Origin of the sequence: Cupriavidus necator, assembly GCF_013141915.1 — a bacterium.
GTDB classification, from domain to species: domain Bacteria; phylum Pseudomonadota; class Gammaproteobacteria; order Burkholderiales; family Burkholderiaceae; genus Cupriavidus; species Cupriavidus necator_B.
The window spans coordinates 376,011-396,999 of record NZ_SROX01000004.1 but is presented as its reverse complement, the minus strand read 5'-3'; the positions used below and the strand labels follow the sequence as shown (position 1 = coordinate 396,999).

The 20,989-nt window shown below is 65.4% G+C and carries 28 protein-coding genes; 27 read left to right on the top strand and 1 reads right to left on the bottom strand.

Going from position 1 to position 20,989, the window contains the following annotated elements:
• The first annotated feature begins 4 nt into the window (after positions 1 to 4).
• The 27 genes from E5S69_RS11605 (at position 5) to E5S69_RS11475 (ending at position 20,702) form a co-directional block, all read left to right on the top strand.
• Positions 5 to 322 carry a CII family transcriptional regulator gene (locus tag E5S69_RS11605; RefSeq protein WP_171514789.1) on the top strand — a complete coding sequence of 106 codons (318 nt, stop codon included), beginning with the start codon at positions 5 to 7 and terminating at the stop codon, positions 320 to 322.
• A gap of 1 nt (position 323) precedes the next feature.
• Positions 324 to 1,388, top strand: a complete 1,065-nt coding sequence (locus tag E5S69_RS11600; RefSeq protein WP_171514788.1) for a DUF1376 domain-containing protein — start codon at positions 324 to 326, stop codon at positions 1,386 to 1,388.
• A gap of 24 nt (positions 1,389 to 1,412) precedes the next feature.
• Positions 1,413 to 1,943 carry a hypothetical protein gene (locus E5S69_RS11595; protein ID WP_171514787.1) on the top strand — a complete coding sequence of 177 codons (531 nt, stop codon included), beginning with the start codon at positions 1,413 to 1,415 and terminating at the stop codon, positions 1,941 to 1,943.
• On the top strand, positions 1,940 to 2,566 hold the full coding sequence (locus tag E5S69_RS11590) for a hypothetical protein (protein ID WP_236901280.1): 627 nt from the start codon (positions 1,940 to 1,942) through the stop codon (positions 2,564 to 2,566). Before E5S69_RS11595 ends, E5S69_RS11590 begins: the two co-directional genes overlap by 4 nt.
• Before the next feature lie 3 nt (positions 2,567 to 2,569).
• Positions 2,570 to 2,959 (top strand): Gp49 family protein, encoded by a 390-nt coding sequence (locus E5S69_RS11585; RefSeq protein WP_171514786.1) that lies wholly within the window; start codon positions 2,570 to 2,572, stop codon positions 2,957 to 2,959.
• Between the two features lie 4 nt (positions 2,960 to 2,963).
• Positions 2,964 to 3,182 (top strand): helix-turn-helix domain-containing protein, encoded by a 219-nt coding sequence (locus tag E5S69_RS11580; protein ID WP_171514785.1) that lies wholly within the window; start codon positions 2,964 to 2,966, stop codon positions 3,180 to 3,182.
• 155 nt (positions 3,183 to 3,337) lie between these two features.
• Positions 3,338 to 3,550, top strand: a complete 213-nt coding sequence (locus E5S69_RS11575) for a hypothetical protein (protein WP_171514784.1) — start codon at positions 3,338 to 3,340, stop codon at positions 3,548 to 3,550.
• A gap of 1 nt (position 3,551) precedes the next feature.
• A complete protein-coding gene (locus E5S69_RS11570; RefSeq protein ID WP_171514783.1) occupies positions 3,552 to 3,890 on the top strand; it encodes a hypothetical protein in 339 nt (112 codons plus the stop codon).
• The gene (locus tag E5S69_RS11565; RefSeq protein ID WP_171514782.1) at positions 3,890 to 4,369 is read left to right on the top strand and encodes a terminase small subunit; all 480 of its coding nucleotides are present in this window, start codon (positions 3,890 to 3,892) and stop codon (positions 4,367 to 4,369) included. Before E5S69_RS11570 ends, E5S69_RS11565 begins: the two co-directional genes overlap by 1 nt.
• Before the next feature lie 3 nt (positions 4,370 to 4,372).
• On the top strand, positions 4,373 to 4,513 hold the full coding sequence (locus tag E5S69_RS11560) for a hypothetical protein (RefSeq protein WP_171514781.1): 141 nt from the start codon (positions 4,373 to 4,375) through the stop codon (positions 4,511 to 4,513).
• 3 nt (positions 4,514 to 4,516) lie between these two features.
• Entirely contained in the window at positions 4,517 to 4,768 is a 252-nt protein-coding gene (locus E5S69_RS11555; RefSeq protein WP_171514780.1) for a hypothetical protein, read from the top strand.
• A complete protein-coding gene (locus E5S69_RS11550) occupies positions 4,765 to 6,261 on the top strand; it encodes a phage terminase large subunit (RefSeq protein WP_171514779.1) in 1,497 nt (498 codons plus the stop codon). The genes E5S69_RS11555 and E5S69_RS11550 overlap by 4 nt, the downstream gene beginning before the upstream one ends.
• 11 nt (positions 6,262 to 6,272) lie before the next feature.
• A complete protein-coding gene (locus E5S69_RS11545; RefSeq protein ID WP_171514778.1) occupies positions 6,273 to 6,488 on the top strand; it encodes a hypothetical protein in 216 nt (71 codons plus the stop codon).
• A gap of 2 nt (positions 6,489 to 6,490) precedes the next feature.
• A complete protein-coding gene (locus E5S69_RS11540) occupies positions 6,491 to 6,802 on the top strand; it encodes a hypothetical protein (RefSeq protein WP_171514777.1) in 312 nt (103 codons plus the stop codon).
• A 2-nt stretch (positions 6,803 to 6,804) separates the two neighbouring features.
• The gene (locus tag E5S69_RS11535; RefSeq protein WP_171514776.1) at positions 6,805 to 8,457 is read left to right on the top strand and encodes a portal protein; all 1,653 of its coding nucleotides are present in this window, start codon (positions 6,805 to 6,807) and stop codon (positions 8,455 to 8,457) included.
• Between the two features lie 12 nt (positions 8,458 to 8,469).
• Positions 8,470 to 8,730: a hypothetical protein gene (locus E5S69_RS11530; protein ID WP_171514775.1), complete on the top strand. Its 261-nt coding sequence runs from the start codon at positions 8,470 to 8,472 to the stop codon at positions 8,728 to 8,730.
• Entirely contained in the window at positions 8,727 to 9,662 is a 936-nt protein-coding gene (locus E5S69_RS11525; RefSeq protein ID WP_171514470.1) for a hypothetical protein, read from the top strand. The genes E5S69_RS11530 and E5S69_RS11525 overlap by 4 nt, the downstream gene beginning before the upstream one ends.
• Positions 9,663 to 9,996: 334 nt before the next feature.
• The gene (locus tag E5S69_RS11520; RefSeq protein WP_171514774.1) at positions 9,997 to 10,887 is read left to right on the top strand and encodes a phage capsid protein; all 891 of its coding nucleotides are present in this window, start codon (positions 9,997 to 9,999) and stop codon (positions 10,885 to 10,887) included.
• A 17-nt stretch (positions 10,888 to 10,904) separates the two neighbouring features.
• Positions 10,905 to 11,372 carry a hypothetical protein gene (locus tag E5S69_RS11515; protein WP_171514773.1) on the top strand — a complete coding sequence of 156 codons (468 nt, stop codon included), beginning with the start codon at positions 10,905 to 10,907 and terminating at the stop codon, positions 11,370 to 11,372.
• A gap of 2 nt (positions 11,373 to 11,374) precedes the next feature.
• Positions 11,375 to 11,881, top strand: coding sequence for a hypothetical protein (locus tag E5S69_RS11510; protein ID WP_171514772.1), 507 nt, complete (start codon positions 11,375 to 11,377; stop codon positions 11,879 to 11,881).
• Positions 11,882 to 11,965: 84 nt separating this feature from the next.
• Positions 11,966 to 12,190, top strand: coding sequence for a hypothetical protein (locus tag E5S69_RS11505; protein WP_171514771.1), 225 nt, complete (start codon positions 11,966 to 11,968; stop codon positions 12,188 to 12,190).
• Between the two features lie 12 nt (positions 12,191 to 12,202).
• Entirely contained in the window at positions 12,203 to 12,802 is a 600-nt protein-coding gene (locus E5S69_RS11500; RefSeq protein ID WP_171514770.1) for a hypothetical protein, read from the top strand.
• Entirely contained in the window at positions 12,799 to 15,411 is a 2,613-nt protein-coding gene (locus tag E5S69_RS11495) for a hypothetical protein (protein ID WP_171514769.1), read from the top strand. The genes E5S69_RS11500 and E5S69_RS11495 overlap by 4 nt, the downstream gene beginning before the upstream one ends.
• A gap of 31 nt (positions 15,412 to 15,442) precedes the next feature.
• Entirely contained in the window at positions 15,443 to 15,841 is a 399-nt protein-coding gene (locus E5S69_RS11490) for a hypothetical protein (RefSeq protein WP_171514768.1), read from the top strand.
• Positions 15,842 to 16,366 (top strand): hypothetical protein, encoded by a 525-nt coding sequence (locus tag E5S69_RS11485; RefSeq protein WP_171514767.1) that lies wholly within the window; start codon positions 15,842 to 15,844, stop codon positions 16,364 to 16,366.
• Positions 16,367 to 16,447: 81 nt separating this feature from the next.
• Positions 16,448 to 18,430, top strand: a complete 1,983-nt coding sequence (locus E5S69_RS11480; protein WP_171514766.1) for a hypothetical protein — start codon at positions 16,448 to 16,450, stop codon at positions 18,428 to 18,430.
• Positions 18,420 to 20,702 (top strand): lytic transglycosylase domain-containing protein, encoded by a 2,283-nt coding sequence (locus E5S69_RS11475; protein ID WP_171514765.1) that lies wholly within the window; start codon positions 18,420 to 18,422, stop codon positions 20,700 to 20,702. The genes E5S69_RS11480 and E5S69_RS11475 overlap by 11 nt, the downstream gene beginning before the upstream one ends.
• On the opposite strand, the gene E5S69_RS11470 is transcribed toward E5S69_RS11475, so the two are convergent.
• Positions 20,699 to 20,968, bottom strand: a complete 270-nt coding sequence (locus E5S69_RS11470; RefSeq protein ID WP_171514764.1) for a hypothetical protein — start codon at positions 20,966 to 20,968, stop codon at positions 20,699 to 20,701. The genes E5S69_RS11475 and E5S69_RS11470 overlap by 4 nt on opposite strands.
• Positions 20,969 to 20,989: the final 21 nt, after the last annotated feature.

The following is a 20,989-nucleotide window of genomic DNA, read 5'->3' as shown; positions in this document are numbered from 1 at the left end:
CGTCATGAGCACGGAATCAGTTTCGGCTGAACAGCTTGAAAGCACACGGAAGCTCAGTGCACGCAACGAGGCCGAGGTCTTGCGCGCGGTTGCACGTGTGACACAGGCGCATGCAGCGACTTGCATGGGCGTGTCGGCCAGCACCATCAGCCGCACGCTCGAAGACCTGCAGCGCTGGTCCCAACTGCTCGCCGCGGTCGGCCTGCAGATTGCTCCGACCGATTCGATGGTGGTGGATCGCATTGAGCTGAATGCCCTGGAAAGCATGGCGCTGAAGTATCTGGAAGCGCGCCAGTTCCAGCGGATGGGCGGGCAGGGGTGACATGACGGATTTGCCTGAACCTCTTACGCCGGCCGACTGCGATCTGCGCGATTTCCAATTCATGCCCCTCGACGTTGTGCGTCTGCGTGATAGCGACATCGCCGTCATGGTGAGCGGCGAGGAATTCCGCAGCGCGGTGATGCTGTGGTGCGCGGCCTGGCACCAGGTGCCCGCCGGATCCCTCCCCAACGATGATCGCTCTCTTGCCTCACTGGCTGGCTATGGCCGTGCTGTTGGCGAGTGGCTGAAGATCAAGGAAGGCGCATTGCGTGGCTGGATTAAATGCGCCGACGAACGTCTTTACCACCCCGTTGTGTGCGAGAAAGCACGCGAATCGTGGGACTCTAAGCTCCAGCACGCATACGACAAGCTGGTGGACCGCCTCCGGAAATTGAACAAGAAGCGCGAGGAAAGCGGGCTGCCTTCCGTCGTCTGGCCGTCGTTCGATGAGTGGAAATCAATGGGGCGTCCGCTGGAATCGAAGATCGTTCCGGCGGAAAAGAAACATGATTCCGGTGGAACGAAGCCGCCTTCCGCTGGATTCGAAGATTATTCCGACGGAACTCCGCCAGAAAAAGCTCTTAAGGGACAGGTAAGGGAAGGGACAGGTAAGGGAGAAGTAAAAAACCAAGAGCAGCAGCATAACAACGTCCCTCAGTCGCGCGCCGCTGAGCCTGAAGGCGAGGCCGAAAGGCACGTCCAGGTCGCTGTCCTGCTCCGCTCGCTGGGTGTCTCGCCCATGACCGGTGCTCACCCGATGGCCATGACCTTCGCCAACACCGGCGCCACGGACGACCAACTGCGTTCTGCGGTCGAGATCGCTCGGGACCGCAAGCCCGCGCCGCAGCCGATCAGCCCGAACTACCTGCAGCCGATTCTGGCCGAGATCCTGAACCCGCCAGCGCCGCGACCGAAACCGCAGGATGCCTGGTGGCGAACGAATGAGGCCATGTGCGCGAAAGCCCGCGAGCTTGGCATTCCCGACGCGCGCCCCGGTGAGGACACGCACGCGTTCAAGGCCCGCATCCAGCAGGCCATCGAAGCGCAATCACGCGTCGCCGCCTGACGCTGGAAAAGGCTGGAGAATCACATGACCCTCGACCGCACCCCGATGAATGCGCCAGACGTCCCGGCGCACCGCCACAAGCCCGGCCAGTGCTCCGCCTACGGCTGCCCGATGTGGGCCGGCATCAAGGTCGGCACCGACTGGGTCTGCGACTGCCACGCCTTCGCCGACATCACTCAGTGGCAGGAGGTCACCGCCAGGCTGAACCAGCGCATCAAGCTCATCCGCGCCACGCACCGGGCGATGAACACTGACCCGTTCAAGGGCTGGGCGCACGCCGCGGCGATGTACATGCCCAAGATCGGCCGGCCCGACCTGGTGCCGATGAAAGTCACGCTGGCCCACCCGTACCGGGACCGCCACACCGGCGAGATGGTCGAGCGCTTCGTCGAGCGGGATGAGGCCGAGCACCTGCCGCTGTGGGCCATGCGCCTGCGCAACACGCTGTTTCGCGAGTGTGTGAACGGCATCCCCCAGGCCCAACAACCCGAGACGCGCGCGGCGGCCACCGGCCCGCAGACTGCCGCGTCGCTGCTGCCGGAGTTCTCGCAATGACCGACCTGTTCGAGACGATCACGGCGGCGGATCGAGCTTTCTGCGAACTCTGCGCCAAGCGGGGGATCGCTGGGTGCCAGTGTGCATCCACGGTCCTTGCGAAGCTGATCGCAGAGTCCGCCGCTCCCGCACCCATCGCGCGCGCACGCGCATTTGCAGCCTGCAACCTCACCGTGCTCGCCCTGGATCTCGGCACTACCACCGGCTGGGCGCTGGCCCCGCGTGGCGGTGCTGTGCGCTCCGGCAGCTTCCGCCTCGATCCGGCCAAGCTCGGCGGCAACGGCCGGCGCTGGATCGCCTTCCGTGAGTGGCTGACCGCGACAGCACGCGAGGCTGGCGGTGTGCAGGCCGTGTACTTCGAGCGGGTGTGCAGCCACACCGGCACGACCGCAGCGCACGTCTACGGCGGCTACATGGCGATGCTCGAAGCCTGGTGCGCGGCCAACAACATCCCGATGCACGGCGTGGCTGTGGCCACCGCGAAGAAGCACTGGACCGGCAACGGCCGTGCCAAGAAGCCCGAGATGATCGCCGAGGCCGAGCGCCGCGGCATCAAGGTCATCGACGACAACCATGCCGACGCTCTGGCGATCCTGAGCTACGGCATTCAACAGGAGCAATGACCCATGAACGACCAAGCCATCGAGCAGGAAATCCAGGCGAAGGGCAAGACCGCGCCGCGCGTCACGCCGGATCGCATCGAGGCAGTCATCGCCAGCGAGCACTATTTCACTGCCAGCCAAGCGCTTGTGGGCGAGACGAGGGGGCCGGAATGGCAGGCCACGCCGAAGGAATTGGACCTGCTGACCTTCTGCGTGCTGGTGCTGCGCAACGGCTTCACGGTGACCGGCGAGTCGGCCTGCGCCAGCCCGGATAACTTCGATGCCGAGATCGGCCGCAAGATCGCGCGCCAGAACGCCGTCAACAAGGTCTGGGCGCTCGAAGGCTACCTGCTGAAGCAGATGCTGCACGAAGCCGCGATCAAGGACGCCTGCTTGATCGCCTGCGAAGGCTGACGCCATGCACGCCCACGGCAGCACCCCGTTCGGTGAACGACTCAAGCAGGCGCGGAGGGAGCGCGGCATGGACTTGGAGACGTTCGCTGACCGCGTGGGTGTTGCCGTGTGCATGGTCACCGGCTACGAGAACAGGGGCAGGGTGCCGAGGCTGGATTCCCTCATCGCCATGGCCCAGGTGTTGGACTGCAGCCTCGACTGGCTGTGTGGGTTGGAGAACTGACATGCCGCTTTTTATGCTTCCGCTGTTTTTCTGGTACGTGATCTTTCGAGGAGTCTGACCATGACCTACCGCATCGCATTCACCATCGGCCTGGTGCTCGGCGCATGCGTCGCCGGCGTAGAGCTGTTTCTCTGGTACGCCTTCTGGAGAGGACTATGACCGCCTACCTCGTCTACGTTGCCGTGGCCGGCGCCTTCGCAATCGGCGTCGGCTTCGGCGTGCTCATCATGTGCCTCATCGCCATGGGCAAGCTGGGCGATGCCCCGCTGCCCGAGGGCTATCTGAACGGCGCCCTCTACGTGGCCAATGACGGAGCTCTCGTGCCGGTCGTGCCCAATTCTGAGAGCCGTCGCCAGTACCAGGACTGACATGCAATGCCTGCTCACCTCAACTTCCCAGTCCGGCCGCACCTGGTCTGGACTGCGCTCATCCGTCGCCCTCGCCGACATGCCGGTGACGACGCGCCACCTCCAGATAGCGCTCTTTTCGGATGAGGCCATGAAAGAGCGCGTGCTGATCGGTCGAGAAGAAGCCGCTGAGTTGCTGAACCTCAGCGTCAACGGACTCATCGGTCGCACGCGCGAGAAGAACTACCGGCCGCGGCCCGTCCGTCAGGGCAGGCGCGTGCTGTACGACCTGGAAGAGGTGATGGAAGTGAAGCGGGTGATGGACTGGCTGCGCGGGCGTGACCTGCCTAGGGGGTCGTGATGCCGAAGATCAAGGACGGTCTCAACGACAAGATGAAGCGCTTCGTGGCCGAGTACCTCGTCGACCAGAACGCGCTGCAGGCCTGCATCCGCGCCGGCTACTCTGCCAACAGCGCGCGCGTGCACAGTAACCGGCTGATGCAGAACCCTCACGTGAAGGCCGCCATCGAGGCCAAGATCGGCAAGGTGCTCAACAAGCTGGAGATCACCGCCGAGCGCGTGCTGCTGGAGCGCGCGCGCCTGGCGTTCCTCGATCCACGCAAGATGTTCAAGCCCGACGGCACGCCGCTGGCGGTGCATGAGATGGACGAGGACACCGCCGCGGCTGTCGCCGGCTTCGAGACTGAGAGCGGACGCATCACGAAGATCAAGCTGGCCGACAAGGGTGCATCGCTCACCGCGCTCGAGAAGCACCTCGGCCTCTACAAGGACGGCGACGGGGATAGCTCGCCGCTGCACATTCACCTACACCTGGACTGACCCATGAAGCTTATCGAGATCGTCGCTGGCATCTACTGGAACATCCGCCAAGCGTGGCGCGAGAAGCGCGTCACCCTAGAAATAAACCTGGGCGAACTGTTGTTCTGGGTTCTGCTCGTCGTCCTGATCCTGAAGAAAGACTGACCCATGCGAATCACCGACATCTTCATCCGCAAGAGCCCCGTGCACGAACGCGCCTGGACGCTGCACGTCGAGATCAACGAATGCCAGTTCACCGGCTACTTCGATGACTTCGGCGGGTTCATCACCGCAGTGACCGAGTGCGCCAAGTTCTTCGCCGTGCGCGCCGGCAAGCTGCGCGTGCGCGACGCCAACCTGACGCGGCCTGTTGTGCCGGGCGATGGCCGCACTGTGCTGCCAGGGGACCGCGCGCAATGAGCCAGGATCTGACCGGCTCGACCGGCAACGAGATCCACTACAAGCCGCCGGGCCCGGTCGGGAAGGCGTTCATCCTGTCCGACGCCTTTGTGGCCGGCATCCGGGGCCCCGTCGGCTCGGGCAAGTCCGTGTGCTGCGTCATGAAGCTGGTGCGCAACCTGCAGAAGCAGAAGCGCCAGCGCGACGGCTGGATTCGCCGGCGCACCGCGATCATCCGCAACACCTACGCCGAGCTGCGCACCACCACGATCAAGACCTGGCACCAGTGGATTCCGCAGAGCTACGGCAACTACCGTGACACCAGCCCGCCGACGCACCACATCGTCGACGCGGCGCAGAAGATCGACTGGGAAGTGATCTTTATCGCGCTGGATCGGCCCGACGACGTGCGCAAGCTGCTGTCGCTGGAGCTGTCAGACGCGTGGGTCAACGAGGCGCGCGAGGTGCCGAAGGCGGTGCTCGACGGGCTGACCGGCCGCGTGAGCCGTTATCCGCGGCGGGAAGAGGGCGGCTGCACCGACCCCCAGATCCTGATGGACACGAACCCGCCGGACACCGATCACTGGTGGTACCGGATGGCGGAAGAGCCGTCGCAGGAGGATCTGGAGACGAATGCGGAGCTGGAGGGCAAGCTGCGCGAGCTGGGTTCGCTTCGGCAGGATCAGAGCCTGTTTGCATGGTTCGCCCAGCCTGGTGGCCGCGCGCCCAACGCCGAGAACACGCACAACCTCGATCCCGGCTACTACCTGAAGGCCTGCGCCGGCAAGAAGCCGGAGTGGATCAAGGTCTATGTCGATGGCCAGTATGGCTTCGTCATGGACGGCAAGGTGGTCTACCCGGAGTACAGCGACACGCTGCACTGCCGCCCGTTCGAGGCGAACCCGCGACTGCTGCTGCACGTCGGCATGGACTTTGGGCTGACGCCGGCTGCCGTGTTCGCCCAGCGCATGCCGAACGGCCAGTGGCGCAAGCGCAGCGAGGTCGTGACCGATCGCGCGGGCATCATCCGCTTCGCCGGCCTCATCAAGAAGCACCTGGCCGAGCAGTATCCGAACTTCAAGATCGGCAGCATCACTGGCGATCCATCCGGCAACGCGTCCCAGGGCGGCGATGAGGAAGAGCGCAATACGTTCCAGCTGCTCGAGGCCCACGGCGTGAAGGCGTTGCCCGCCTACACGAACTCGCCCACGCTGCGAATCGAGGCCGCGCGCGATCCGATGACGCGTCTGATCGACGGCGAGCCCGGTATGCTGATCCACCCGGATTGCACGGTCCTGCGCAAGGGCTACATGGGCGGCTACCACTACAAGCGCATGCAGGTCAGCGGCACCGAGCGCTACCAGGACGTGCCAAATAAAAACATGTATTCGCACGTTTGTGATGCGGACCAGTATCTTATGATCGGTGCAGGTGAAGGTAAGGCGATTGTCAAGCGAGAACCAGTGGCGAATCGCCCTTCGTTTGCGATCACCGACTATCAAACCGACTTTTGAAGGGGCAGATCATGACGGCACTGTTCAGCAAGCCGAGCGTTGCAAAGCCGGCACCACCTCCGCCGGCGCCGCCGCCGCCCACCGTCGACAACGCAGCAGTGCAGGGCGACATCGACGCAGCAGCGCTGCGACAGCGCCGCGGCATGGCCTCGACGATCCTTGCCGGCGGCGAGAAGTCCGCGGCGACCCAACCTCAAACCGGCGCAGCGCGCCTGCTCGGGAGCTGATCATGGCACGACGCGTACAACTCGCACTCGCAAGCAACGCCAGCGCAACGGGCGCCGGTGCCGATTGGCCAGGTGGCCGTGGCCTGCTGATGGTCGATGCGACTTTCGGCGGCGGTAACGTCGCGCTGGAGCAACTGTCGCCGGCTGGCAAGTGGTTGCCGCTCAACGTCGAGGGCACGGCCACGCCGATCTCGTTGACCGCGAACGGCACCGCGAACTTCGCTGCGCCGGCTGGCCAGATCCGCGCTGCCATCACCACGGCCACGGCGGTCAACGCCCACGCCGTCGGCATCCCTGCGAACGAAGGCGGCTGATCATGGACGAGCGCGCCAACGAACTCATCCGCTTGCATGAGCAGATGGCATCCCGGCGAGGCATCTGGGAGGGACACTGGCGTGAGGTCGCCGAGCGCGTGCGCCCCACGCAGAACCTGTTCCAGCAGGAGCGACCAGACGGCGACAAGCGCAACGAGCGCATCTTCGATGCCACCGCGCCTCTGGCCCTGCCGAAGTTCGCCGCCGCGGTCATCAGCTTCACGATGCCGCACACGCAGAAGTACCAGTCCCTGACGACGGGCGACGAGGAACTGGACGACAACCCCGAGGTGAAGCGATACCTGGAGGCGGTGAACGATGCCGTGTTCAAGGCCCGCTACGCTGCCCAGGCCAACTTCATCAGCCAGTCGTCCGAGGTGATCCTCGACGACGGCGCCTTCGGCACCGGCATCCTGTTCATCGACGATGCGCTGGGCAAGGGCATCCGGTACAAGTCGCTGCCGCTGGCCGAGTGCTATGTCTCCGAGGACGAGCACGGCTCGATCAACCGGCTGCACCGGAAGTTCCAGTTCACCGCAGAGCAGGCGGCCAAGAAGTTCGGTACCGACAAGCTGTCCGAGGGCATCCGGCGCGCGCTGGAGAAGGACCCGCTGTGCAAGTTCTGGTTCCTGCACTGCGTTGGTCCGAACGAGGATTACGACGCCAGCCGGCGCGATCACCGCGGCATGGACTTCTCTTCCTGCTACATCGAGTTCGAGACGCGATCGACGGTAGAAGAGGGCGGCTTCCGCCGATTCCCGTTCGCAGTACCGCGCTTCGAGACCAGCCCGCGCGAGGTCTATGGGCGTTCGCCGGCCATGGCGGTGCTGCCGGACATCAAGATGCTCAACGAAATGAGCAAGACCGTGCTGCGCGCTGGCCAGATGGTCGTTGCGCCGCCGATCATGCTCACCGAGGACGCCAGCCTGGCCGCGTTCAACGTGCGCTCCAACGCGCTGAACTATGGCTACGTCGACACGCAAGGCCGCGCCATGGCGATCCCGTTCCAGACGCAGGGCCGCGTCGACATCGGGCTGGACATGATGAACCAGCGCCGCGAGGCCATCAATGACGCCTTCTTCGTCACGCTGTTCCGCATCCTGGTGGAAGAGCCGACGATCACCGCCACCGAGGCGATGCTGCGCGCGCAGGAGAAGGGCCAGCTGCTGGGGCCTCCGATGGGGCGCATCCAGTCTGAAATGCTGGGGCCGACCACCGAGCGCGAGATCGACATCCTGGCTGCCAGCGGGGCGTTGCCGCCGATGCCGCAGGTGCTGCGCGATCGCGGCCGTAACGTCAACGTCAAGTACCAGGGGCCGCTGAACCAAGCGCAGCGCGCCGGCGTAGGCGTCGGCATCCTGAACACGATTCAGGCGGTGGCGCCTCTGGCACAGATTGACCCGGGCGTCATGCTGCGCTTCGACATCGACGGCATGGCGCAGGAGCTTGCAGAGATTAACCTTGTGCCGGCCCGGTTCATTCGCAGCGACGACGAGGTCGCAGCCTTGAAGGGGCAGCAGGAGCAGGCAGCGCAGGTGCAGCAGCTACTGGCTGCAGCGCCGGTGGCGGCGTCCGCGGCCAAGGATTTCGCGCAGGCACAGGCCACCGCAGGCACCAACCAGGTGGCGCCGGCCGTCATCCCCGAGGGAGCGTAGCCCGTGCTCAGCATGCTCGATCGCATCCTGCGGCGCCGGTCGTACTACCGCGCCACGTTCCAGACCGATGCCGGCCGCAAGGTGCTGGCAGACCTGCGACGGTTCGCCCGCTTCGGCGAATCGCCGCTGGTCGTCTCGACCATCCGCCAGCAGGCGGACCCCATTGCCACCGCCGTGCAGATCGGTCGGCAAGAGATGTTCCAGCGCATCATCGCGCACCTGCACATCGACGACGCCCAACTCCTGAAACTCAAAGAGGAAGCTGAAGAATGAACAACGCCGCCGCCGCCTTCTCCGCACCGCCCGCTGCTGCTCCGGCAGCCGCACCCGCTCCGGCCCCTGCTGGCGCGCCTGCACCCGCTGCAGCAGCCCCGGCACCGGCTCCTGCCGCCGCGCCCGCTGCCACGCCGCCCACCGGTGGCGATGCCTGGTACACCGGCTTCCAGAACGAGGAAGTCCGCAACTGGACGCAGGCCAAGGGGTGGAAGGACCCGGCTGCCATGGCAGAGAGCGCCTGGAACCTCGAGAAGCTGATCGGTCATGAGCGTGCCGGCCGCACCGTCGTCATCCCCGGCGACGACGCGCCGGCCGAGGAGGTTTCCGCGTTCCGCGTGAAGATGGGCGTGCCCGAGAAGGCTGACGATTACCTGAGCGTGATCAAGGTGCCGGAAGGGCAGCCTGACACGTTCGCCAAGGAAGCCGCCGCGTGGTTCCACGAAGCCGGCATCCCACCGAAGCAGGCCGCCATGCTGGCCGAGAAGTGGAACGCCTATCAGAACGCCGGCATGCAGCAGCAGACCGAGCAGCAGGCTGCGGAGGCCGATCGCCAGTTCGGCGAGGTCGTGGCGAGCTGGGGCAAGGACGCCGATGCGAACCTCGAGCTCGGCAAGCGCGCCGCATCGCAGTTCATTCCGGCCAAGGATCAGGCCGAGCGCCAGGCGCTGCTGAGCAAAATCGAGAGCGCCGTTGGCACGAAGGTCATGCTGGAGATGTTCGCCAGCATCGGCCGCGGCCTGGGCGAGCACAAGGTTCACACCAGTGGCGAGAGCGGCGGCCTCGGTATGTCCCCGGCCGAAGCGCAGGCGAAGATCAATTCGCTGAAGTCGGACAAGGCATGGACGAGCGCCTATCTGCAGGGCGACCAGGCGAAGAAGGCCGAGATGGAACGCCTGATCAAGATCGCCTACCCGACACCGAGCGCGTGACGCCATGGCAGATACCACAAACGCGTCTCTTACTCCGCAAGGCATCCGCTTAGAATGCCTACGACTGGCCCAGCGACCTGACAAGGACGCAACATGGATTACGCAGCGCGCGGCAGAGTTCGAGCGCTACGTGATCGGGCCGGAAGTGCCACCGGCCGAACCGCCTCCCGATGAGGCGACGGCCGCTCAGCAGACCGACAAGCCTCAGGCAAAGGCCCGGTCCAAGAGCAGCTAGACACTGCCGCCAGGCCCCGCGTAATGGGGCAAGAAGCGGCCCCGAACAGGGCAAGCCCTTCGAAGACGTGAGCAACTTTCACTTATTCAGGAGGGCATCGTGTCCCAGTTCGTCACCACCCATTTCGTCCAGCAGTACACCACCAACGTCCAACTGCTCTCGCAGCAGAAGGGTTCGCGCCTGATCGGCAGCGTCACGCATGGCCAGTACACCGGCAAGCAGGGCGTGCCTGTCGATCAGTTCGCGCCGACCGTGGCCAACAAGCGCACCACGCGCTATCCGGCCCTGACCCCGGCCGACACCCAGGCAGACCGCCGCTGGGTCTTCCCGTCTGACTACGACTGGAACGACCTGATTGACCAGATCGACAAGCTGCGCCTGCTGATCGATCCGCAATCGAGCTACGTCACCAACGGCACTGCGGCCATGAACCGCGCGAAGGACGACGAGATCATTGCGGCCTTCTTCGGTGCAGCGAAGACCGGCGTCGATGGCGCAACCACCACCAGCTTCCCGGCATCGCAGCAGATCTCGGCATCGGAAGGTGCCAGCTCGGCCACCGGCATGAACGTGGAAAAGCTGAAGGCCGGTATCCAGCTGCTGCTGCAGAACGAAGCCTGGGATCCGTCGTCTGGCGAACGCATCAGCTGCGTAATCACCGCCAAGCAGAACCGCAATCTGATGGACGAAGTCCAGATGATCAATGCGGACTACAACGGGGAGCGCGCGGTGGTGAATGACGGCTTCGTGATGTCGTGGGGCAAGGTGGATTTCATCCACTCCGAGCGCCTGCCGGTCAATGGCTCCAGCCAGACCCGCGTGCCGTTCTATGTCAGGGACGGTATGCACCTGGGCAACTGGCAGGACATCAGCGCGGACGTGTCGCAGCGCAAGGACCTGGCCGGCCTGCCGTACCAGGTGTATCTGTACGGGACCTTCGGCGGTACGCGGCTTGAAGAGAAAAAGGTGGTCGAGCTGCCGTGCGCTTAAACAAAGGATAACCAGTCATGGTCACCGTCAGAGAAATCGCTTGGGCCGCAGGATTCTTGGAGGGGGAGGGCTCGTTCACCCAATCCAGAACCTGTCCTGCGGTCACCGCTGCGCAAGTACAGCGCGAGCCGCTGGAAAGGCTCCAAGCGATCTTTGGCGGGACCGTTCGGCTGATCGACAGGGCCAATCGAAAACCAACGGAACAGCCTCATTACCGTTGGGACATGTATGGCTCAAAAGCGATCGCCGTGATGATGACCCTTTGGCTGCTCATGTCTCCCCGGAGAAAGGAGCAGATCGAGAAGGTCATCAACGACTGGAAGGCCAGAAGTAAGCGCGGCTCCCATCACCGCAACATGACTGCCTGCAAAGCGGGACACCCGTATGTCGATGGCAGTTGGACTCGCAAAGGCGCCAACGGGCGCCAATGCAAGGAGTGCATGAACCTTTATCGCGCCAACCACTCGGCGCGGCAGGAGAAATAATCATGGCAGTTGTAACCACCAAGTCCGCAACGATCACCAACCGCGATGCGGTGCCTGCGGTGATCAACGATGGCCGTCTGGAGCGCGGCTCGCTGCGCTCGTCGCACGGCTATGTGACCGCAGTCAACGGCGATTCGATCGGCTCGAAGTACATCCTGGCGTCCGTGCCGTCGACGGCGATGGTGCGCAAGGTGCTGGCTTCCTGTGCGGCGATCACCACCTGCGCGGCCGACATCGGCGTCTATCGCAACACCAAGGACGGCGGCGCCGTCGTGGATGCCGATTTCTTCGCCTCGGCGCAGTCGCTGGCCTCCGCGCTGTCGAACGCTGACGTGACCAACGAGTCCGGCACCTACACGATGGACAAACAAGAGCAGCCGCTGTGGCAGGCAGTTGGCCTGACCACTGATCCCGGCGGCACGCTCGACATCGTGGCCACGCTGACGGCTGCTGCCGGTTCTGGTGGCATCGTCGGCACGTCGGTCGAGTACGTCGACAACGGCACCTGATCCACTGTTCATCAATCTCCCGAGAGGGCGGCATTTCCCGCGAGCTGAAGGGCTCGCGGGCTTTTTTGCAGATAGGAGCAGAACATGGCAACTCGTCGTTATTCGATCAATCCCGAAGACAGCGACCACCAGATCACGGATGCCGTCGGTGCAGCCACGGCGACCAAGAACATCGAACTGACGGTGGATTGGGACACGCTGCGCTCGGCAGGTCTTTCTGAGCCGCAAGCGCGCATGCAGGTGCTGGCTGCACTGGAACGCCTGCACGCCTACATCGAGACCACTGGCAAGTATTCGGTGGCCGGCTAAGGGTGGGCGGCCATGGCTTCGCAAACTGAGATCTGTAACCGCGCACTCACGAAGCTCGGCGCCGCCCGCATCACGGACATCGCCGAGAACAGCAAGAGCGCGCGCGCCATGAACGCGCTGTGGGAAACCGTGCGCAAGGCGGAACTGCGCCGGCGTATCTGGACTTTCGCCGCGGTGCGAACCACCGTGCCGGAGGTCACGCCGCAGCCCGAGTGGGGCTATGGCCACGGCTACCAGACGCCGTCCGACTGCCTGCGGCTGCTCCAGATCGGTCAGACCTTCGCCGTACCGGCCATGACCGACTACCGCGACCAGGACGACAGCGCCTATCAGCTGGAAGGCGGCCTGATTCTCACCGACCAGAACGCGCCGCTGAAGATCCGATACATCCGCGACATCACCGACACCGGCCGCTTCGATGCGCTGTTCGTGGAAGCACTGGCCTCGAAGCTGGCATATGAGGCGGCGGAAGAAATCACGCAGTCCGCCTCCAAGAAGGCGCAAGCCGGCGAGGACTATAAGCAAGCTCTGCGCGATGCGACTGCAACCGGCGCGGTAGAGCGCGCACCGCAGGGATTCCCGGACGATTCCTGGATGCTGATCCGACTATGAGAGCTTCCCCCATCCTCGGCTCATTCAACTCTGGCGAGTTGTCGCCGAGATTGGAAGGGCGCACCGACATCGCGAAGTACGCGGCCGGCGCCAAGACCTGTGAGAACTACATCCCCGTCATTCAGGGCCCGGCTGTGCGCCGCGGTGGCTGGCGCTTCATCGCCCCGATCAAGGACGAGAGCAAACAGGCCTGGCTGGTGCCGTTCCAGTTCAATACTCAGCAGACCTACCAGCTCGAATTCGGCGACCTGTATATCCGCTTCTGGACGAACCACGGCCAGGTGCTGAGCGGCGGAGTGCCGTACGAGATCGCCTCGCCTTACTCGTCTGCCGATCTTGTCGACGCCGACGGCCAATTCGCGCTGGACTTCGTCGAGTCCGCCGACGTGGTGTACATCACGCATCCCGACTTCGCGCCGCGCAAGCTGTCCCGCCTCGCTCCGACGAACTGGGCGCTGGCAGTGATGCAGCCCATCGGTGGCCCGTTCAAGACCGCCAACGTAAGCGGCACCACCGTCTATGCGTCGGCGCAGAGCGGGGTTGTCACCCTGATCGCATCGTCTGGTATCTTCCAGGCAGGACACGTCGGTTCGCTATTCCAGTTGTCGCGCAAGTCGGCCGCGGCCACCACACAGTGGAACCAGCCCGAGCCGATCTCTAACGGCAATCTGCGGATCTCCGACGGAAAGACCTACAAGGCGGTCAGCTCCGACCCGGGCGGCGGCCTGTTGCGCGTCACGGGCCCGAACAAGCCCGTGCACACGGCTGGCGCGCTGTGGGATGGCGGCGACGTGGTGAAGGGCAACTACTACACACCCGCGGGCAGCACCAGCGGCGTTGATGCGCAGGTCGGAGTGCAGTGGGAATATCAGGACCCGGGCTTCGGCGTGGTAATGATCACCGGCTACACGAGCCCAACGCAGGTCACTGGTACCGTCGTGCCGATTAGCACGGCCACGTCACAGGCGCTGCTGCCGGCTGACGCCGTCGGCTCCGGCAATGCTTCGACACAATGGGCCTTTGGCGCCTGGTCGGATGTGGAGGGGTGGCCATCGAACGTGAGCCTGTTCCGCCAGCGTCTGTGCTTTGGGCGGGGGCAGACCACGTGGGAGAGCGTCTCGGGGGATTACGAGAATTTCAGCGCACGCGACCTGAACGGGCTGGTGACTGCCGACATGGCCATCACCTCGACGCTTGTGTCACCGCAGGTGAACAGCATCCAGTGGATGGAACCGTTGAATGGCGCCGTCGAGGCGCTGGTGTGCGGCACCGCGGGCAGCGAATTTGCCGTGAAGTCCCTGACCGAGAACCAGCCATTCGGCCCGGACAACCAGACAGCCGCGCCGGTATCCGCATTCGGCTCGCGCAAGGCAAAACCCGTGCACGTGGGCAATGTGCTGCTGTTCATCCAGCGCGCCGGGACGAAGCTGCGAGACATCGCCTACGACTTCGCGAACAACGGCTACCAGTCATCGGACCAGACGATGATGGCCGAGCATATTCCGCAGCCCAGGCTGAACCAGATCGTGTACCAGCAGGAGCCGTATTCGACGATCTGGGCTGCGCGCTCTGACGGCGAACTGGTGGCCATGACCTACTCGCGCGAGCAATACCCGGAGCCGCCGCACGGTGGCTGGCATCGGCATCCCATCGGCGGTGGCGGCAAGGTCGAAGCGATGTCCGTCATCGGCGCGCCGGACGGCACCCGAGACGAGCTGTGGGCCATCATCCGGTGGACGGTCAACGGCCAGACCCGGCGCTACGTCTGCTTCATGGATATGGAACGCCGGCCGGGCGACGACCCCGAAGACGCCTTCTATCTGGACGCCGGCCTGACGCTGGATAACTCAATCAATACGACGCTGCTGCCTGGCACTGGCGCGACGGAAGCGCATGCAGAAGGGGTGCAATTCGTCGCTGGCGCCAACATCTGGACGGCCGACGACATCGGGCGACAGATCCAGTATCGCTACACCCACACGGTGCTCGATGTCTCCGGCAAAGAGGTGACAGAATTTGTCACTGCCAAGGCCATGATCACCGGCATCGACAGCGCGCAGATTGCCGTTTGCCGCATCGACGCCGCGTTTCCATCTCTCAATCAGATCCCGGCCAACGGCTGGCGGATGACGGTCACTACCATTAGCGGGCTCGATCACTTGGAGGGCAAGACGGTTGATCTGCTGGTCAACGGCGCCACGCATCCGCCCCGCGTCGTGAGCGCAGGACAGGTCACGCTTCAGAACGCTGGCTCCAAGGTGCATGTCGGCCTGGCATGCCCGGCGCGACTGCAGACCATGCGCATGAACGCCGGCGCGGCCGACGGCACCAGTCAGGGCAAGACTGCACGCATTAACCAGCTGGTGGTGCGCGTGCTTGAGACGCTGGGCCTGCGCTATGGCAGCACCTTCGCAAACATGGACGAAGGGCAGTTCCGCACCGCGCTGAATGCCATGGACAATCCGCCGCCGCTTTTCACCGGCGACATGCTGTTCGACTTCGCCGACGACTACGACACGAACCCTTGGGTATGCCTGGAGCAGCCTTACCCGCTGCCGTCGACCATCGTGGCGATCCTGCCGCAGAACGTTACCTACGACCGGGGCTGACATGAAGATTCGGCAATATGCCGCGGCTGACATGCGCGAATTGCTGGTGCAACCGGCCCAGGCTGCCATGCGCCCGATTCTGCTGTCGGGTGGATATCCCGAGGCGCTGGAAGCGGTCGAGTCCTACACCGGCCTGATCGACGGCCGCGTGGTGGCTTGCGCAGGATTCTGCCCGCTGTGGGAGGGGAACGTGCGCGCGTGGGCGGTAATCGCGGCTGACATCGGCGGCGCCGGCATGTTCGCGCTGACTCGCGCGGTCCGCCGTGCGATGGAGGCTTGCACCGCCAGACGGATCGAGGTCGAGGTGGACAGCTATTTCCCGCAGGCGCACCGCTGGGTACAACTGCTTGGCGGCTTTGAATGGGAAGGGCGCATGCGCGCCTACACGCCCGATGGGCGGGACTGTGACCGATACGCAAGGGTGAGATAAATGGCAGATCCGATCACATGGCTGGCAGTGGGCTCGGCGGTGCTGGGGGCAACCGGCGCGGTCTCGTCGGCGAACGCCCAGGCAGCCAGCGCACAATCAGCGCAGAACGCCGCGGAATATAACGCCGCAGCGAGTGCGCAGCGCGCGACGGTGGCCTTTCAGCAGGGGAATGCCAACGAGGAAGCGCAGCGCCGCCAGGCAGCGCTACAGCTCGGCAAACAGCGGGCGGCGACAGCGCAATCTGGTGTCGATTTAGCGTCCGGCTCCGCGCTTGACCTGTACCAGCAGTCTGCGACGAATGCCGAACTGGATGCGTTGAACATCCGCTACGGAGCCCAACTACAGGCGCAGGGCTACCAGCAGCAGTCCACCCTGGACTCGCTGTCAGCTCAGCAGGCCGGCAACAATGCGCGCTCGGCGATGACTGCCGGATACCTGAACGCCGGGGCATCTGCGCTGTCGGCGTACGGCACCTATACCAACCAGAAGACCCAACTCGCCTTGGCGCAGAAGGGGCTGAAATAACCTAATGACGCCATGCAAATCCCGGTCTATCAGCAGCAGGTGAATGTGAGCGGCGGAGCGCCGCTCCCTCGCGCGGACGGCATGGCCGTCTCATCGGCCGCCGGCCAGGCGCTCAGCAACATCGGGCAGGGCGTGCAGCAGGTTGGGCAGGCGATGAATAATGAGGCAGCGGCGACGACCCGGCTGTTGCGCGAGCAGGAAGAGCAGGATGCTAAGGCATGGGCAGGCAACGCCCTCTCCGATGCACAGCTGCAGTGGCAGCAGACGCTGACCGAGCGCAAGCTGCAGGCCACCGGCGGTGCGTCCGGATTCACGCCGCAGCTGCTGGGCGACTTCGACAAGTACAGCGAGCAGACGCTAGAAGCCGCTCCCACGCCGGCCTCGAAGCGCTACCTGCAGCAACACCTGACCGCGCTGCGCACGCAGATCGGCGGTCAGGCGGTCACATTCGAGGCAGGCGCCCGGGTAAGCGAGCGCGTGAAAAACGTGGCCGGCTCGATCGACAACTGGTCGAACGTGGTCTACACCGATCCGAGCCAGGCGCAGGTGGCGCTGGCGTCGATCGAGCAGACGATGCCGGAGGTCGGTCCGGAGATGCGCGACAAGCTCATGCGCACCGCGGGCGAGACGATCCCGTACTACGCGGCATCCGGCGTGCTCGAGCGCGCCGGCAAGACTGGCGACCTGGTCGGCGTGCGCGCCGAGCGCGCCAGGCTGGAAGGACCGGAAGGCGAGGTGATGGATCCGGCCAAGCGCTCCGCCCTGATCACGCGCGCCTATGGCTACGAGAACGGCATCGTGGCGTCGCAGGAGCGGGCACAGGCCAAGGCAGAACGCGACGCGCAGGCGCGCGAGGCGGCCGGCACCGAAATCTTCAACAAGGCCTTCGACCTGAACGAGAAGGGCGTCTACTTCTCGCAGGACTTCATTGCCGAGGCGTCGACGACGGTCACCGGCACCACGGCGGAAGCGCCGTTCCGGGCGCTGCTGAAGTCCAACATGGAGGGCGCCCGCTTCGCCTCGATGTCGCTGCCGCAGCAGCAGGCCGAACTGGAGCGCATGCGCGCCGCCAGCGCCACGCCCGAGATCGGTGTCAACCCGACCGAGCAGGCGGTGTACGAGCAGCGCAAGCGCATCAATCAGGCGTCGATGCAGGCATACAAGGAAAACCCGTGGCAGGCGGCGCAGGAACGTAGCGTGATCTCCGACGTGCCGCGCACCCCGATCACGGACATTCCGACCGCCCAGCGCGCCATTACCGAGCGCATGGCCATGATCCGCCCGGTGGAGGCAGCCGCCGACCGCAAGATCAGCCCGCTGGAGCCCGAGCAGGCGCAGCAGCTGGGCCAGATCATCCGCAACCTGCCGCCGGAACAACAGGCCTCCGCGCTGGCCAGCATCGGCTCGACGGTGGGCGACGCCGACCGGGTGTCCGACCTGGCGCGCCAGATGAGCGACAAGGACCAGACGCTGGGCGTAGCCATGGCCTATGCCAACTCCCGCACCTCGTTCGGCCGCTTCACCTCCGAGCTGGTGCTTCGCGGCGAGCGCGCCATTCGCGACGGCGTGGTCAAGATCGACAACGCCAGGGAAACCGGCTGGAAGGCAGAGATTGCCAAGGAAATCGGCGACGCCACGCAGAACCAGCGCGTGCGCGAACAGTGGATCAATGCCGCCTACCTGATCCAGGCTGGTATCGCCGCGGATGGCGGAAGCACCGATATCAAGCAGGCCGTGAACCTCGCCACCGGCGGCATCATCACGAAGAACGGCAGCAAGATCCCGCTCCCCTATGGCACCAGCGAGAGCGCTTTCAACGACCGGCTGAACGCCGTCAAGCCGGCAGACCTTGTCGCGCAGACACGTGACAGCCTGGTGTATGTGGGGCGTCAGCCGGTTCCGCTCGACCAGTTTGTGACCCAGTTGCCGCGCGCGACGCTGGTGCATGCAGGGCAGGGGAAGTACGCGGTGAACGCCGGCGGCAGCCTGGTGAAGACGGGCCCGGGCGGGCGGCCGCTGATCATCGACCTGAGCCAGAACCCGGGAGCCGCCAATGCTCGATAGCCTGTACCAGGACAGCACCGACCAGGTTCTAGACGACAGGGTCAAGCGTCCGGCGCCTCCACCGACACCCCCATCCGGCTTCAACTTCTGGCGCACGACCGGGGCCCTGCCGCGCGGCGTGGCCGCTGGCGCCACGGAATCGATCGCCTTCGGCGCTGACGTGACCGGGGCATTCGGCGATGTGCAGGCCGCCTACGGCGCCCAGGCCGACCCCTCGCTGCTGCTGGCGCCGGATGAGATGAAGAAGCGCCGCGACGCCGGCGAGGAAGCGCGTCAGCGCGTGGCCAGCGGCGAGGCGTTCAGCACCGATGTGGGCACCGGCCTGCGAACCACCGCGCGCGACATGATGCCTGACCCGGCGACTGCCAACGTGGTCGAGAACGTCCTGGCCGGCGTCGGCCGGTTCGGCGCCAAGGCAATCGGCTACTCTCTGCTGGGCGGCCCGGTGGTGGGCGCCGCGCTGACGGGTGCGGACGAGGCCATGACAGAGGCGGACCGGCTGAAGGCGCAGGGCGTCGACATTGCCACCCGAACGCAGGTCGGCGCGGTGGCTGGCCTGGCTGGCGCCGCCGGCGTGGCGCTGCCGGTGGCCGGCCGGACGATCGCGCAGACCGCTGCGCTGGTGGTGGCCGGCGGCCCGGCGTCCTTTGTGGCTCAGCAGGCCGCCAGCCGCGCCATCCTCGAGAACGCCGACTACAGCAAGATCAGCGAGCAGTACGACCCCCTCGACCCCGTTGGCCTGGCCGTGTCGACGCTGGTGCCAGCCGGCTTCGGCGTGTGGGCGGCGCGGGGCATGCGCGGCGCCAAACCTTCGCCGGCTGGTGCCGACGCCGCCGCGGCGCGCGCGCTGGTGGACATGGGCGGTAACGAGCGCAAGGCGCTGCCCTACAACGATTCCCGGCTGGATGCCTACGCCGTGACGGCGGCGCAGCGCGAGGGCGTGCCGCCGGAACTGATGATTGCCCTGAAGAACGCAGGCGAGAGGTCCGGCTCGACAGCGGTGTCGCCAAAGGGGGCGCGCGGTGTTGCCCAGTTCATGCCGGATAACTTGCAGAAGTACGGTGTGAAGGACCCAACCGACCCGGTGCAGTCGCTGGATGGCATGGCCAAGTACCTGCGCGACACCATGAAGCAGTACAACGGTGACATCCGTGCGGTGATCGCCGACTACAACGGCGGGCCAAAGCAGGCGCGCGCGGTGCTGGAAGGCCGCACGCCGCCAGCCACCGAGACAGCTAAGTATCTGGCCCGGGTCGAGGAATACATGGCCCAGCGAGGTGGTGAAGCCGCCGGCCGTGCCGCGGCGAACGACCCAGACGCCCAGGCCGCCGCCCGCACCCAGCTTATCCGCGACACCGTCGACAGCTGGAACCTGAAGGACCCGACCGACATTGCCGCGGCGCAGGACCACCTTGCCGCCATCGTCAAGGCATTCGACCAGCTCGGCGCCGGCACGCGCGTCGACGTGAGCGACACCATCCACTGGGACACGCTGCAGCAGACCCGTATGCTCGACGACATGGTCGGCCGGCTGGAATCCGCGCGCGCTGACCTGCTTCCAGAAGCGGGCCAGGCCGCCGAGCCGGGCGCCGTGCGGCAGCTGCGCACTGAACTCGACCAGCTGCGCCGCTCGATGCCCGACACCAGCGACGACGCGATCCGCGCGCGTGCCAAGGAACCGCAGGGGGGCGAGGATCGGCTTTCCTACAAGCAGGCCCAGGCAGCCGCCCGCAAGGAAATTGCCGCGCTGGCTGACGAGCACGCCGCCCGGATCGATCGGTCGGAGCAGCAGATGGAGGCTAACCGCGGCGCCGAGCAGGCGCGCCAGGCGCTGCAGCAGGTCGACCAGCAGATTGCCGGCATCCGCCAGACGCGCGCCGCGCTGGATGCGCCGCCGAGCCCGGTCAAGCCGACGGCGCTGGCGGCTGGCGAGGCTGCGCGGACGAGTTCTGCGCCTGTCGCCGCAAAGTCGTCCACCCCGGAACCCAGCACTGGCGCGGCTTCCAAGTCAGAACCGCAAAAGGGACCGCAAAATATTCCAGAGAATATTCCGGCTTCTGACCCGGCTACGTCTGCCGCCATGGCCAGCGTCGACGCACAGGCCGCCCAGATCGCCAAGATGGCGCCGGATATGCTGGTGCAACTGGAGGGGATGGAGAAGCCGATGCGGCTGGCTGATGCGCTCGCGGCGGTGAAGCGGGAGGCGGAGGCTGAGGCAACCGATGCGCCGCTGTTGCAGGTGGCGGCAGAGTGCGCGCTGATGAACCTCTAACCCGCGAGGCGGGAGAGCAGCGCGAGAACGGCGGCGGGGATGCAGATCAGCGCCATCACGAACAGGTATGAGCGCAGCGCGCGGCAGGCATTCAGCGCAGCGCGGCGCCACGGGTGGCCGGCGTCCATCGAGAAAATCGTCACGGGCACGATAGCGACCATCCAGCCTACCGCCAGCGGCAGCAGCCACCAGGTCCGCGGCGGCAGGCTCTCGGCTAACTGGCCAAGTGCCAGCGCGCCGCCGATGATCCAGATCAGGAGAACCATATGGCAATGAATCCCAGGTGT

What these genes read in the sequence shown, in the direction of transcription:
- E5S69_RS11475 (WP_171514765.1), top strand. Translation starts at nt 18,420, where the DNA reads ATGCTCGATAGCCTGTACCAGGACAGCACCGACCAGGTTCTAGACGAC.
- E5S69_RS11555 (WP_171514780.1), top strand. Translation starts at nt 4,517, where the DNA reads ATGCGAATCACCGACATCTTCATCCGCAAGAGCCCCGTGCACGAACGC.
- E5S69_RS11505 (WP_171514771.1), top strand. Translation starts at nt 11,966, where the DNA reads ATGGCAACTCGTCGTTATTCGATCAATCCCGAAGACAGCGACCACCAG.
- E5S69_RS11540 (WP_171514777.1), top strand. Translation starts at nt 6,491, where the DNA reads ATGGCACGACGCGTACAACTCGCACTCGCAAGCAACGCCAGCGCAACG.
- E5S69_RS11515 (WP_171514773.1), top strand. Translation starts at nt 10,905, where the DNA reads ATGGTCACCGTCAGAGAAATCGCTTGGGCCGCAGGATTCTTGGAGGGG.
- E5S69_RS11560 (WP_171514781.1), top strand. Translation starts at nt 4,373, where the DNA reads ATGAAGCTTATCGAGATCGTCGCTGGCATCTACTGGAACATCCGCCAA.
- E5S69_RS11595 (WP_171514787.1), top strand. Translation starts at nt 1,413, where the DNA reads ATGACCCTCGACCGCACCCCGATGAATGCGCCAGACGTCCCGGCGCAC.
- E5S69_RS11580 (WP_171514785.1), top strand. Translation starts at nt 2,964, where the DNA reads ATGCACGCCCACGGCAGCACCCCGTTCGGTGAACGACTCAAGCAGGCG.
- E5S69_RS11600 (WP_171514788.1), top strand. Translation starts at nt 324, where the DNA reads ATGACGGATTTGCCTGAACCTCTTACGCCGGCCGACTGCGATCTGCGC.
- E5S69_RS11480 (WP_171514766.1), top strand. Translation starts at nt 16,448, where the DNA reads ATGGCCGTCTCATCGGCCGCCGGCCAGGCGCTCAGCAACATCGGGCAG.
- E5S69_RS11495 (WP_171514769.1), top strand. Translation starts at nt 12,799, where the DNA reads ATGAGAGCTTCCCCCATCCTCGGCTCATTCAACTCTGGCGAGTTGTCG.
- E5S69_RS11510 (WP_171514772.1), top strand. Translation starts at nt 11,375, where the DNA reads ATGGCAGTTGTAACCACCAAGTCCGCAACGATCACCAACCGCGATGCG.
- E5S69_RS11490 (WP_171514768.1), top strand. Translation starts at nt 15,443, where the DNA reads ATGCGCGAATTGCTGGTGCAACCGGCCCAGGCTGCCATGCGCCCGATT.
- E5S69_RS11575 (WP_171514784.1), top strand. Translation starts at nt 3,338, where the DNA reads ATGACCGCCTACCTCGTCTACGTTGCCGTGGCCGGCGCCTTCGCAATC.
- E5S69_RS11565 (WP_171514782.1), top strand. Translation starts at nt 3,890, where the DNA reads ATGCCGAAGATCAAGGACGGTCTCAACGACAAGATGAAGCGCTTCGTG.
- E5S69_RS11590 (WP_236901280.1), top strand. Translation starts at nt 1,940, where the DNA reads ATGACCGACCTGTTCGAGACGATCACGGCGGCGGATCGAGCTTTCTGC.
- E5S69_RS11485 (WP_171514767.1), top strand. Translation starts at nt 15,842, where the DNA reads ATGGCAGATCCGATCACATGGCTGGCAGTGGGCTCGGCGGTGCTGGGG.
- E5S69_RS11500 (WP_171514770.1), top strand. Translation starts at nt 12,203, where the DNA reads ATGGCTTCGCAAACTGAGATCTGTAACCGCGCACTCACGAAGCTCGGC.
- E5S69_RS11535 (WP_171514776.1), top strand. Translation starts at nt 6,805, where the DNA reads ATGGACGAGCGCGCCAACGAACTCATCCGCTTGCATGAGCAGATGGCA.
- E5S69_RS11525 (WP_171514470.1), top strand. Translation starts at nt 8,727, where the DNA reads ATGAACAACGCCGCCGCCGCCTTCTCCGCACCGCCCGCTGCTGCTCCG.
- E5S69_RS11530 (WP_171514775.1), top strand. Translation starts at nt 8,470, where the DNA reads ATGCTCGATCGCATCCTGCGGCGCCGGTCGTACTACCGCGCCACGTTC.
- E5S69_RS11570 (WP_171514783.1), top strand. Translation starts at nt 3,552, where the DNA reads ATGCAATGCCTGCTCACCTCAACTTCCCAGTCCGGCCGCACCTGGTCT.
- E5S69_RS11470 (WP_171514764.1), bottom strand. Translation starts at nt 20,968, where the DNA reads ATGGTTCTCCTGATCTGGATCATCGGCGGCGCGCTGGCACTTGGCCAG.
- E5S69_RS11605 (WP_171514789.1), top strand. Translation starts at nt 5, where the DNA reads ATGAGCACGGAATCAGTTTCGGCTGAACAGCTTGAAAGCACACGGAAG.
- E5S69_RS11550 (WP_171514779.1), top strand. Translation starts at nt 4,765, where the DNA reads ATGAGCCAGGATCTGACCGGCTCGACCGGCAACGAGATCCACTACAAG.
- E5S69_RS11585 (WP_171514786.1), top strand. Translation starts at nt 2,570, where the DNA reads ATGAACGACCAAGCCATCGAGCAGGAAATCCAGGCGAAGGGCAAGACC.
- E5S69_RS11545 (WP_171514778.1), top strand. Translation starts at nt 6,273, where the DNA reads ATGACGGCACTGTTCAGCAAGCCGAGCGTTGCAAAGCCGGCACCACCT.